Raw genomic sequence first — 13,000 nt, forward strand, 5'->3', positions numbered from 1 at the left:
CCGCCCCACGAAATTAAGTTGCGCTGACGGGTGGAGCGGCTAGTCTGCGCCGCCAGGAGAGGGCGCCGTTGACGGTCGCCCCACAAGGGGAAAATTCTCTATGATATTTGACCGGGTAAAACCGTTAGATGCCATTTTGGCGACAGCCGAAAAAAAATCGCTGACGCGAACTTTGGGCGCCTTCCAGCTCACCATGCTGGGGATTGGCGCCGTCATCGGTACGGGTATTTTCGTGCTGACCGCCGAGGCCGCGCAAAAGGCCGGCCCGGGCATGATGATCAGCTTCATCATCGCCGGTTTCGTCTGCGCCTTTGCCGCGCTTTGTTATGCCGAAATGGCCTCGATGGTCCCCGTGTCGGGCTCGGCTTACACGTATAGCTATGCCGTGATGGGCGAACTCATCGCGTGGATGGTCGGCTGGGCGCTGATCCTCGAATATGCCGTTGCGGCGGGCGCCGTCTCGGTCGGCTGGTCGGGCTATGTCGTCGGTTTGATCGAAAATGCGTTCAGCGTCGACATACCGTCAACATTGGTGCTCGGGCCCTATGACGGCGGGATGATAAATTTGCCCGCGATGTTCATCGCCGGGCTCGTGACCACCCTGCTGGTCATCGGCACGCGCGAATCCGCGACGGTCAACGCCTTCCTCGTCGTCATCAAGGTCGCGGCGCTGACGCTCTTTGTCATCCTTGCCGTTCCGGTGATGAATATGGAGAATTTCCAGCCCTTCGCACCGCTCGGGATCGGCGGCATCGGCGCCGCCGCCGCGTCGATTTTCTTCGCCTACGTCGGCTTCGACGCAGTCTCGACCGCCGCCGAGGAAACCAAGAACCCCCAGCGCAATATGCCAATCGGCCTGATCGGCAGCCTTGCGATCTGCACCATCTTCTACCTGCTCGTCGCCGCTGGCGTCATCGGTTCGGTCGGCGCGCAGCCGGTCGGTATCGACGCCGCTGCGGGCCATGCGCTCGAACCCGGCAGCCGCGAACTCGCTGCGGCCTGCGCCGCCATGGGCGATCAGGCGGTGGTCTGCTCGAAGGAAGCGCTGGCGTGGACGCTGCGCGAAATCGGCTGGCCCCAGGTCGGCAATCTGATCGGCCTTGCCGCCGGTCTTGCGTTGCCGTCGGTCATCCTGATGATGATGTTCGGCCAGACCCGCATCTTCTTCGTCATGAGCCGCGACGGTCTGCTTCCGCAGGCTTTCTCGAAAATCCATCCAAAGTTCAATACGCCGCACGTGATCACGATCATCACCGGTGTGGCGGTCGCGCTGTTCGCCGCCTTCTTCCCCGTGGGGCAGTTGGCGAACATCTCCAACTCGGGCACGCTTTTTGCCTTTGCCGCCGTTTCGATTGCGGTGATGGTGATCCGCCGTACCGACCCTACCCGCCACCGTCCGTTCCGCACCCCGGCGATCTATCTCACCGCGCCGATCGCGATTGCGGGCTGCATCTACCTGTTCTTCAACCTCGACACGAAGAGCATCATGCTCTTCCTGATCTGGGCCGCCGTCGGCCTGCTCGTCTACTTCGGTTACAGCCGCCGCCGCAGCCATGTCGGCCTGGGCCATGTCGAAGTGCATGAGGATGACAGCGATGCGCCGCCGCCGCCGGTTCCTCCGGTGCCGTCGTTCAAGGACTAATCGGAAAGGGGGCTTCGGCCCCCTTTCTTTTGCCCGCCGGTCAGTAAGGGCTTTTGGGTGCGGTGCCCGGCCGGGTGAACAATTTGCCGCGCTCGGCCCACAGCACCAGCAGCAATCCCGAAACCGCACAGCCAAGGAAGGCATAGGCCAGCGGCAGGGTGGTGCCGTCATATTGCTGGCCGATAAACGCTCCTGCCGATGCCGCGAGCAGCATCTTGGCAAAGCTTTGGTACGACGATGCGACGCCGGCCATATGGCCAAAATCCTCCATCGCGATCGACCCGAAATTGCTGCTGATGAAACCGATCAGCCCGACATTGACCATCATCAACAGGGTGAACATCGTCAGCGTTTCGCTGCCGCTCGACGCCGCTGCAATCTGGGCGATCGAGGTCGCCATGAAGGCGAAGACCGCGGTCTGCGACACCCGCCGCGCGCCGAAACGCTCGACGATATGCGCGTTGGAGAAATTGGCGATCGCGATGCCGACGGCAACGCACGCGAAGACGAGCGGGAACAGCGGCTGGGCGCCGAATATCTCGGCGATGATCTGTTCGCTGCTGTTGAGATAGCCGAACAGCGCGCCCTGCATGAGGCCCGAGGCGATCATATAGCCCGCGGCGCGGCGGTGCCGCGTCACCGTCAGCCAGCCCGACACCACCGTGCCGAGGTCCAGCGGCCGCGCATCGGCGGGGTCGAGCGTTTCGGGGAGGCGGCGCAGCCAGATGAGCATGACGAGGCTCATCACCGCGAACAGCATGAAGATCGCGCGCCAGCCGGCCAGCGCCGCGACCCCGGCACCGATCGCCGGGGCGATGATCGGCACGATCATGAAGACCAGGAAGATCAGCGACATGCGCTTCGCCATCGCATCGCCGACGAACAGGTCGCGGATCACCGCGACGACGATCACGCCGAGCGCCGCGCTGACCAGCCCATGGCCGAAACGCAGCGCAAGCAGCATCGGGAAACTCGTCGCGAGCGCGCAGCCGATCGCAAGCACCGCATAGGCCCATAGTGCCGCGACAAGCACGCGCTTGCGCCCGAAGCGATCGGAGAGCGGGCCGTAGACGAGCGATCCGAAGGCGACGCCGAGCAGATAGATGGAGATGACATGCTGGCGCTGGTTGGCGACGAGCACGCCCAGCCCGTCGGCGATCGCCGGCAGCGCGGGGAGCATCGAGTCGATGGCGAGCGCGTTGAGCGCCATGACCATCGCCATCATGAACACCATTTCGCGATCGCCCGGAAGGCCCGACCGTTGTGAAGTTTCGGATGAATTGTGCATTGCAGCGAGGCTATGCGCCGCTGGCGCCGTTTTGGATAGCCCCCAAGAGGCAAAGACGGCAGTGCAATGCTATGCAGTTCAAGCAAAAGGGCCGCCCCGCGCGCTGCGGAACGGCCCCTGCTATTTCCCGGCTGCGTGGGCGATCAGGCCTGACGCGTGCCGTTCATCGCCATCGAACCAAATGCGCCGGCCTTGATCGTGCCGGTCAGCGTGTCGCCATCGACCGTCGCTTCGCATTCGAGCGTCATCGGCATCGGGACCTTCATATTCATGGTCCAGGTCAGCTTGTTGCCGTCGACCTTGCCATTTTCGACATCGAGCGAGCCCATGCCGCCGGCATTCTGGCCGGTGAAGCTGCCGCCGTCGCTGTTGACGGTGAAAACCGACTTCTGGTCACCCATCGGCGACTTGGTGATGCAATCATAGCTACCATCGACTTGAGACATGCAAACTCTCCTACTGAAACTGATGTTAGTTAGCGGGTGTCGCTGTTTCCACTGCCAATCCCAATCCGTCAAGCTGCGGTTTTACCACCGCAGCATCGCCGACGACGACATAGACCAGATCGTCGCCGCCAAAGGCCTTGCGCGCCGCCGCGTCGATCTCGGGCGCGGTCATCGCCTCATAAGTGGCGGCGAGCGTTTCATAATAATTGTCGGGGCGGCCGAACTTGACGATCGAGCGGAGGCCCCCAAGCACGTCACCCGAAGTTTCGAAGCTGCCCGGCAGCTCCCGGACGCTGCCGTTGATCGTGCGCTGCAATTCTTCGGTGGTCACACCCTTGTCGCCGAGGAACGCCTTGAGGTCGCTTTGCAGTTCCTTGATCGAATCGCCGGTGCGGTCGGCCTGAACCGGCGCCGAGACGACCCAGCTCAACCGGTCCTTCTCGCCCGAGACGCGCGTTCGCACGCCATAGGACCAGCCCTTGGTCTCGCGTAGGTTCATGTTGAAGCGCGACAGGAAATTGCCGCCGAAAATATCGTTCGCCGAACGCAGCACTTCCAGTTCGTCGCCGCCCTTCGCATCCAATACCTTGCCCGCAAGGATCACCGACTGCGGCGATTTCGGCCGGTCGATCAGGAGGATGCGCGGCTTGGGCTGCGGAATCGCGATTTCGAAATGCTTGACCGGCTTTGCAGCCGCCGGAGCCTTCCACTGGCCGAACGCGGCGTCGAGCTGCTTCGTCACATCCTTCAGCGTCGTGTCACCGACAACGAAGATCCGTGCGGTATCGGGCCGGAACCATGTCGAATGAAAGGCCGCGAGCTGCTCGCGCGTCGCCGCGGTCACGGCCTTCGCGTCGCCCAGACCTGACGGCGGGATGCCATAGGGATGATCCGGCCCGTACAACGCCGGCATCAACACGCGCGAGGCGATCGCGTTCGGATTGTTGAGTTCGGCCTTCAACCGGTTGAGTTGCTGCGCCCGGACCCGTTCCAGTTCCTTCGCGTCGAACGCCGGGTTGCGGATATAGTCGGCGAGCAAGGTCAGCGACGGCGCGAGGTTCGGTTTCAGCGCGAACAGGCTGAACACAGTCTCGTCGGCATTGGCCGATCCGCCGATCTGCGCACCGAGGCGCTCCTTCGCCTCGGCGAACGCGATCGAATCGAGACTGGTGGTGCCCTCGTCCATCAGGCTGAGCATCAGCGACTGGGTGCCCAGCGCATTATGCGGGTCGGCGGCATAGCCAGCATCAAAGCTGACCGCGACATTGACCGTCGGCACCGTCGCACGGTGCGCGAAAACGACTTCGATGCCGTTTTTGAGCTTTGCGCGCTCGATGGCGGGGAAATCCAGCGCCTTGAGGTCGGTCACGGTCGGGAGCTGCGAGCGGTCGGCGATCGATGTGCCGATGCCGGTGTCGGGACCGACATCGCCAAGCGCCGGGTTCCAGTAATGATTGGGCCCGGCAACATCACGCGCCTTGCCCGTGGTCACCGCACCGCCGCGATTCTCGCCGCCCTCGGTGCGTTCGCCGGGAGTATAGGTCAGCGAGAAGGCCGGACGCGACAGCCATTTTCCGGCGATCGCCTTCACCTGCTCCGGGGTGGCCTTGGCCATACGGTCGAGTTCGACCTTATAATAAGCCGGATCGTTCGAATAGAGCGCCCCCTCGGCGAGCGCCACGGCCTTGCCGCCGAAACCACCGACCGCTTCGAGCCCGCCGATCACGCCGCCCAGATGGCTGGCCGCCGCGCGCTGCAATTCATCAGTGGTGGGCCCACTCGCGAGGAAGGCGGCGATTTCTTCGTCGAGCCGTTTGGCGACATGCGCCGGATCGACCCCGGGCTTCACATCGGCCTGAACAAGCAAAATGCCCGCATCCTCGAACGGCTGAACCCCCGCCGACACGCTGACCGCGATCGGGTCCTTGCGCACCAGTGCATTGTCGAGGCGCGACGACGACAGGCCGCCAAGTACGGTCATCGCCATTTGCAGCGGCACCGCTTCCGGATCGTTGAGCCCCGGGATCGTCCACATGCGATAGATGCGCGTGGTGGGGATCAGGTCCTTGACCTCTTTGGCGAGCGGCGCGGGCAGCGTCGGCACCGATGCCGCCGGCATCTGCACCGCCGGGCCGCGCGGGATATCGCCGAACCATTGCTGCGCTTTCACTTTGGCGGTGGCGGCATCGATATCGCCCGCCAGCACCAGCACGGCATTGTTCGGACCATAATTGTCGGTGAACCATTTCTTCACGTCGGCAAGGCTTGCCGAGTTGAGGTCCGCCATCGAGCCGATCGTGCTGTGATGATAGGGGTGGCCCTTGGGAAACAGATTTTCCTGAACCTCGTACCACAGCAGCCCATAAGGGTTGTTGTCGCCCTGACGCTTTTCATTCTGGACGACGCTGCGCTGGTTATCTAGCTTTTCCTGCGTCACCGCGCCGAGCAAATGCCCCATGCGATCGCTTTCGAGGAACAGCGCGCGATCAAGCGCGCCGGTCGGAACGGTTTCGAAATAATTGGTCCGATCAAGCCAGGTCGTCCCGTTGAAATCGGTGGCCCCGACCTGTTGCAATGGTTCGAAGAAATCGCCGGGGGCATTTTCCGATCCGTTGAACATCAGATGTTCGAACAGATGCGCAAAGCCCGTCTTGCCTTTGGGTTCATGCTTCGACCCGACGCGATACCAGACCGACACCGCGACGACGGGTGCCTTGCGGTCCTCGTGCACGATCACGCGCAGCCCGTTGTCGAGGGTGAAGGCCTGATAGGGAATATCGACCGCTTTCACGAGGTCGGCGATCGGCGCGGGGTTGGCCGCCTTCGCTTTGGCGAGCGCTGGCCCCGCGGCGACAAGCGATGTGGACAGCGCAAGCGCCACGGCGAAACGATGGAAACGGAGCATGGATATCCTCTCGGAACGGCGGGCGTGGACGCCCGCATATGACGGTGTGCCGGTCGGCACTGTATCAGTGGTTTAGGACGGCTATATTCGCCGTTCAAGGGCGATAGACGCGGGGCTTCGTTGCCATCAGCGCCGCCGGATCGAACAGCACCGGTTTCAGCTGATGCCGCACGAACAGCGGCGCCTGATCATTATAGTGCGGGCTGTCCGGCCGCGTCGTCGCGGCGCCGAACGGCTGGATCGATTCGGAGCGCACCCGGCCGTCGCGATCCCATGTCATGAACATGATGAAGCTGTCGCCGTGGCGGACCTTCAGGCGCCCGTCGGGCTCAGCGTCCCACAGCGTCGAGGCCCGCACCGTATCATTCCCGCCGTCGAGCGGCAGGTCGATGCGATGGGCGCCCTCGCCATGACGCAGGCGCAGCACGGTACCGAGCCTGGGGTCGAGAGACGCGAAATGCTTTTGCAGATGGACGACGGTCTCTTTCAGCACGGTGCGCGGATCGGGCGCCGCGCGCCGCTGATAATGGCTGCCATTGGCGGGGCGCAGCACCATCAGCGCCAGCGCATCACCCTTCCCCTTGCCGTCGAGGTTCCAGTCCCATTGGCGGAGCAGCTGCTGCGCTTCGACCAGCGCCGGATCGTCCTTCACATCGAGGGCGAGCAGCCGGTCGATCCACGCCTTGGCATAGCCCGCCTTCGCATAGCTGGTGTCATATTTGATCGCCTTCAGCCGCGCCTCGTCAATCTGTCCCGACGCTTCGAACAGGTCGATCAGCCGCACCGCGCGGTTGGTCATATCATCCTCGATCCCCAGCAGGGGCGAGAAGGCAGCGGCGTCGAGCTCGTCGCCCGGCCCCGCCGCGACCCAAGGCGTGTTGTTGGCGTTCATCACATAGCCCGAGCGCGGATTGACCAGCGCGGGGACGCGGTCGAACGGCAGCGTCTTGGTCCACAGATCGGCCGAGGTGTCGCCGGGCAGCACCCCGCGCCAGTTGAAGCCCGGCTGGCGGTCGGGGAACATGGCATTATAGAAAAGCCCGATATTGCCCCGGGCATCGGCATAAATGAAATTGGTCGCAGGCACGCCCTGTCCCGCCATCGCGGCGCGCCATTCGGCGAAACTCTTCGCCTTGTTCAGCCGGTAATATTGGGTGACCATATTCGCCTGATCCTGTCCCGCATAGCGGATCGCGAACGCACCTTTGTCATTTTTGACCACCGGCCCGTGGACCGAGCGATAGATGGTGCGCGGTACGGGTAGCACGAAGGGGCCGAATTTGACCCCAAGCCAGATGCGCCTCTCCTCAAGCGGGCGCCACTGACCGTCGAAACGGTAATTGTCGCCGCTGTCGTCAAGCGTCAGCTTATAAACGTCGATCAGATCGGGCCGGTTCACCGTGTTGGTCCAGCCGAGATATTTATTGTGGCCGAGGAAGGGATAGGGCGATCCGGGGAAGTTCGCACCGGCGAAATCCCAACCCTCTTCGCTATGGACGACCAGCTCGTACCACGCGACCCCGCCGGTCCACGGCTGGTGCGAGTTGGAGACGAGCCGCGTCGCGCCGTCGGTCGCGCGCGCCGGGGCGACCGCCATGCCGTTCGACCCATTGGCGTCAGGATCGCGTCCGACCGGGGTCAGCGCGCGCGGCACGACCTTGCCCTTCACGTCGAGCAACGGCCCGCCTTCACGCCCGCCCGGTTTGCCCTCGACCAGCGAGCCCAGCACCGAATCGAGCCCGAAGAAAAAGGGCGAACGCAGCACAAAACCCGCGACGACATCCTCGCCGGTCGCCGGGAACAAGCCGCGCAGGCGCACTTCGCCCGGATGCTTGTCGGCATAATGGTTGAGCCCGGCGGCATAGGCGGTGAACAGCTTTTTCACATCGTCGGGCAGTCGCGGCCAGTCGCGCGCGGTGGTCGCGCGAATGTCGAGCAGCGCGGCAGCATAATCGACCTTCGCACCATCGGCGCCCAGCATCGCCCCGGCGCGACCGCGCGTCATCGCCAGCACCTCCTGCAAGGTCGAAAAATCATCTTCGGCGTGGGCGTAGGCGACGCCATAGGCCACGTCGGCGTCGGTCTTGCCAAAGATATGCGGCACGCCGAACTTGTCGCGGGCGATTTTGACGTCGGTGGGCTTGAAGACGGACGCCTGCGGCGGCGGCGCGGCCATCGGCTCCCACAAGACCAGCCCGATCCCGGTCGCGACGAGCAGAAAGGCGAAAACCAGGAAAATCCGTCGCAGCATCACCGGTCCTCTTCTGTGCGTCGTCCGGGCGCCTGTGTGGCGGCGTCATCGGTCGATGGCAAGCGGCTGTCGTTCGTCGAGCAGGATTTGCGATACGGCGCGTGGTCGCTATGCCTGTCGCTCAGGTCATTGAACAAACCGGGGAATGTCGAAATATGCGTACCAAAAGCCTGCTCCTTGCCGCTTGCCTGTCGTTCGGCGCAATGCCTGCCGCGATGGCGCAAACCTTTGTCGGATCGGGGGTTGCCCCCGCGACGGTGGCGAACAGCGCGGAGCGCGCGATCGGCTTTGCTGCAAGCGCCCCCGCAGGCAGCGCGCTCGCGCTGCTCATGGCCGATGCGGTGCTGCCGCCACTGACCGGCGTTGCGCTGAGCGCCGCCGAGCGCGAAGCCGTGACGGCGGCGATCGCCGCCGCGGGTTTCGACGGCAAGGCGGGGTCGACCCTGTCGCTGCGCGGCATCGGCGCGCATCCGCGCATTCTGCTCGTCGGGACCGGCACGGCGCCGACCGCACTCTCGCTTGCCGAGGCTGGCGGCAAGGCGGCGCAGGAACTGAAAAGCGAGGCACATCCGGTGACAATCGCGGGCACCTATAATGACGCGGGTGCCGCCGACGTCGCTTATGGTTTCGCGCTCGGCCAATATCGCTTCGACCGTTACAAGACCGTCGACAAAAAGGCTCCCGCGACCGGCGCGGTGACGCTGGTCGGTGCCAATCCCACGGCAGCCGAAGCCACCTTTGCCGCGCGCGGACGTCCGCTCGCCGAGGGGGTTCGCCTGTCGCGCGACCTCGCCAATGAACCCGCCAATGTCATCTATCCCGAAAGCTTCGTTGCCGAGACGCGCCGTGCCTTCGCCGGGGTCGCCGGGGTGACGATCGAGGTTCTCGACGAAGCCGCGATGCGCAAGCTCGGCATGGGCAGCATCGTCGGGGTCGGTCAGGGCAGCCCGCGCGGGTCGCGCATGATGCTGGTGCGCTATCGCGGCGCCGGCGCGCCCGCCGCGCCGCTCGCGCTGGTGGGCAAGGGCATCACCTTCGATTCCGGCGGCCTGTCGATCAAGCCGAGCAGCGGCATGGGCAATATGAAGGGCGACATGTCGGGGGCCGCATCGGTGATCGGCGCCGCCTTGTCGCTCGCGAAATCGCGCGCGCCGGTCCATGTCGTCGCGGTTGCGGCACTCGCCGAGAATATGCCCGACGGCAATGCCCAGCGCCCCGGCGATATCGTGCGCACCATGTCGGGCAAGACGATCGAGATGGTGAACAGCGACGCCGAAGGCCGCCTCGTCCTCGCCGATGCGAATGAATATGTCGCCAAGGCGTATCAGCCGCGCGCGATCGTCAATATCGCGACGCTCACCGGGTCGATCGTCGGCGCGCTGTCGGATCAATATGCGGGGCTGTTCGCGCGCGACGAGGCGCTTGCGGCCAAGCTGCTCGCCGCCGGGACCGCGAGCGGCGAGGAACTGTGGCGGATGCCGCTCCACACCAAATATGCCGAACGCGTCAAATCCGACATCGCCGATGTCCGCAACAGCGGCGGTGAGGGACCGGGCGCCAGCCTCGGCGCGCATTTCATCGGCTTTTTCGTCGACGATGCCATGCCGTGGGCGCATCTCGACATCGCGGGGGTCAATCGCAGCGACAAGGCATCGGCGCTGGTTCCCGCCGGGATGACGGGCTTTGGCGTCCGCCTGCTCGATCAGCTGGCGCGCAGCGGAGAGTAAGCACACGCCCCAACTTCGCGCGTATCAAGCGAACGAGGTTGGGGCGAAACTCGCCCCTTGTGTTGCCAAATAGCAACACTATCTTGCTTGACGAGAAAGGGGATTTTCCATGAACCTCGAAAAATTCACCGACCGCGCCAAAGGCTTTCTGCAAGCCGCGCAGACGATCGCGATCCGCATGAACCATCAGCGGATTTCGCCCGAGCATATCGCGAAAGCGCTGCTCGAAGACAATGAAGGCATGGCCGCAGGCCTGATCGCGAAGAGCGGCGGCGACGCCGCGCGCGCAGTGCAGGGCATCGACGCGCTGCTCGCCAAGGTTCCCGCCGTTTCGGGTTCGGGGGCGCAGCAAACGCCGGGCCTCGACAATGATGCCGTGCGCCTGCTCGATCAGGCCGAACAGGTCGCATCCAAGGCGGGCGACGGCTATGTCACCGTCGAACGGCTGTTGCTCGCAATGGCACTTGCGCCGACCACGCCGGTCGGCAAGGCCTTTGCCGACGCCGGGGTGAAAGCCGACGCCCTCAATGCCGCTATCAACGACCTGCGCGGCGGGCGCAGCGCCGACACCGCTTCGGCCGAGGACCGCTACGAAGCGCTGAAGAAATTCGCCCGCGACCTCACCGAAGTCGCGCGCGAGGGCAAGCTCGACCCCGTCATTGGCCGCGACGAAGAAATCCGCCGCACCGTGCAGATCCTCGCACGCCGGACCAAGAACAACCCGGTTCTGATCGGCGAACCCGGGGTCGGCAAGACCGCGATCGCCGAAGGGCTCGCGCTGCGCATCGTCAATGGCGACGTGCCCGACAGCCTGAAAGACCGCCGCCTGCTGTCGCTCGACATGGGCGCGCTGATTGCGGGCGCCAAATATCGCGGCGAGTTCGAGGAGCGCCTGAAAGGCGTACTCGACGATGTGAAGGCGGCCGAAGGCGAGATCATCCTGTTCATCGACGAGATGCACACGCTCGTCGGCGCGGGCAAAGGCGAAGGCGCAATGGACGCCTCGAACCTGCTCAAGCCTGCTCTCGCGCGCGGTGAGCTCCATTGCATCGGCGCGACGACGCTCGACGAATATCGCAAGCATGTCGAAAAGGATCCCGCGCTCCAGCGGCGCTTCCAGCCGGTTTTCGTCGGCGAACCGACGGTCGAGGATTCGATCTCGATCCTGCGCGGCATCAAGGAGAAGTATGAACTGCACCATGGCGTGCGGATCACCGACGGCGCGATCGTTGCCGCCGCGACGTTGTCGAACCGCTATATCTCCGACCGCTTCCTGCCCGACAAGGCGATCGACCTGATGGACGAGGCCGCGAGCCGCATCCGTATGGAGGTCGAATCGAAGCCCGAGGAGATTGAGAGCCTCGACCGCCGCATCATCCAGATGAAGATCGAGGAATCGGCGCTGTCGAAGGAAAGCGACGACGCGTCGAAGGACCGCCTTGCCGCGCTCAAGGCCGAACTCGCCAATCTCGAACAGCAATCGGCCGGACTGACCCAGAAATGGCAGGCCGAAAAGGACAAGATCCACGCCGAGGCGAAGATCAAGGAGGCACTCGACGCCGCGCGCTCGGCGCTCGATCAGGCGCAGCGCGCCGGCGACCTCGCGAAAGCGGGCGAGCTATCCTACGGCACCATTCCCGGGCTCGAACGGCAGCTCGAGGAAGCGCAGGCGATCGCCGGCAATGCGATGCTGCGCGAAGAGGTGACCGCCGACGATATCGCGGCGGTGGTCAGCAAATGGACCGGCATCCCCGTCGACCGGATGATGGAGGGAGAGCGGGAGAAACTGCTCGGCATGGAAGCGACGCTCGAGCAACGCGTGATCGGGCAGGACGAAGCCGTCCGCGCCGTGTCGACCGCTGTCCGCCGCGCGCGCGCCGGGCTGCAGGACCCGAACCGGCCGCTCGGCAGCTTCCTCTTCCTCGGCCCCACAGGCGTCGGCAAGACCGAGCTCACCAAGGCGCTCGCGCGATTCCTGTTCGACGACGACAATGCGATGGTCCGCATCGACATGTCCGAATTCATGGAAAAGCACAGCGTCGCGCGGCTCGTCGGCGCGCCCCCGGGCTATGTCGGCTATGAAGAGGGCGGCACGCTCACCGAAGCGGTGCGGCGCCGGCCTTATCAGGTCGTGCTGTTCGACGAGGTCGAGAAAGCGCATCCCGATGTGTTCAACATCCTGCTGCAAGTTCTCGACGACGGGCGCCTCACCGACGGGCAGGGCCGCACGGTCGACTTCACCAACACGCTGATCATCCTGACGTCGAACCTCGGCAGTCAGGCGATCGCCGCGCTCCCCGACGACGCGCCGGTCGAACAGGCCGAACCCGCGGTGATGGAGGTCGTGCGCGGACATTTCCGGCCCGAATTCCTCAACCGGCTCGACGAGATCGTGCTCTTCAACCGGCTGGCGCAGCGGCATATGGGCGGCATCGTCGACATTCAGGTCGCCCGCGTCCAGAAACTCCTCGCCGACCGTAAGGTGACGCTGGAACTCTCCGATGCGGCACGCGCCTGGCTCGGGCGGGTGGGCTATGATCCGGTCTATGGCGCACGGCCGCTGAAGCGCGCGGTGCAGAAATATGTCCAGGATCCGCTCGCCGACCTGATCCTGCGCGGCGAGGTCAAGGACGGGTCGACGGTCAAGGTCGACGAGGGCGATGGGGCGTTGGTGCTGACGTCCTAACGACAGGCCGAGAAACGAAGGAAGGGCGGAATTTTCATTCCGCCCTTCCGAAAAT

General features: G+C 64.4%; 7 protein-coding genes. 3 read left to right on the forward strand and 4 right to left on the reverse strand.

Features of this window, described 5'->3' with window-relative positions:
* Positions 1–100 precede the first annotated feature (100 nt).
* Entirely contained in the window at positions 101–1,642 is a 1,542-nt protein-coding gene (locus ACSYDV_RS04870) for an amino acid permease (protein WP_438322608.1), read from the forward strand.
* A 40-nt stretch (positions 1,643–1,682) separates the two neighbouring features.
* Here the strand turns inward: ACSYDV_RS04870 and ACSYDV_RS04875 are convergent, their stop codons facing one another.
* The 4 genes from ACSYDV_RS04875 to ACSYDV_RS04890 form a co-directional block, all read right to left on the reverse strand.
* Positions 1,683–2,876, reverse strand: a complete 1,194-nt coding sequence (locus tag ACSYDV_RS04875) for a multidrug effflux MFS transporter (RefSeq protein ID WP_438322609.1) — start codon at positions 2,874–2,876, stop codon at positions 1,683–1,685.
* A 197-nt stretch (positions 2,877–3,073) separates the two neighbouring features.
* Positions 3,074–3,376: a hypothetical protein gene (locus tag ACSYDV_RS04880; protein ID WP_438322610.1), complete on the reverse strand. Its 303-nt coding sequence runs from the start codon at positions 3,374–3,376 to the stop codon at positions 3,074–3,076.
* Positions 3,377–3,401: 25 nt separating this feature from the next.
* Positions 3,402–6,281: a M16 family metallopeptidase gene (locus ACSYDV_RS04885; RefSeq protein WP_438322611.1), complete on the reverse strand. Its 2,880-nt coding sequence runs from the start codon at positions 6,279–6,281 to the stop codon at positions 3,402–3,404.
* Between the two features lie 94 nt (positions 6,282–6,375).
* Positions 6,376–8,532, reverse strand: a complete 2,157-nt coding sequence (locus ACSYDV_RS04890) for an acylase (RefSeq protein WP_438322612.1) — start codon at positions 8,530–8,532, stop codon at positions 6,376–6,378.
* A 155-nt stretch (positions 8,533–8,687) separates the two neighbouring features.
* Here ACSYDV_RS04890 and ACSYDV_RS04895 point away from each other — a divergent pair, with 155 nt between their 5' ends.
* The gene (locus ACSYDV_RS04895) at positions 8,688–10,259 is read left to right on the forward strand and encodes a leucyl aminopeptidase (protein ID WP_438322613.1); all 1,572 of its coding nucleotides are present in this window, start codon (positions 8,688–8,690) and stop codon (positions 10,257–10,259) included.
* 109 nt (positions 10,260–10,368) lie between these two features.
* Positions 10,369–12,945, forward strand: a complete 2,577-nt coding sequence (gene clpB / locus ACSYDV_RS04900) for an ATP-dependent chaperone ClpB (protein ID WP_438322614.1) — start codon at positions 10,369–10,371, stop codon at positions 12,943–12,945.
* The last annotated feature ends 55 nt before the right edge of the window (positions 12,946–13,000 follow it).

It is taken from the genome of Sphingopyxis selenitireducens (assembly GCF_051550705.1).
In the GTDB taxonomy this organism is placed as follows: Bacteria; Pseudomonadota; Alphaproteobacteria; order Sphingomonadales; family Sphingomonadaceae; genus Sphingopyxis.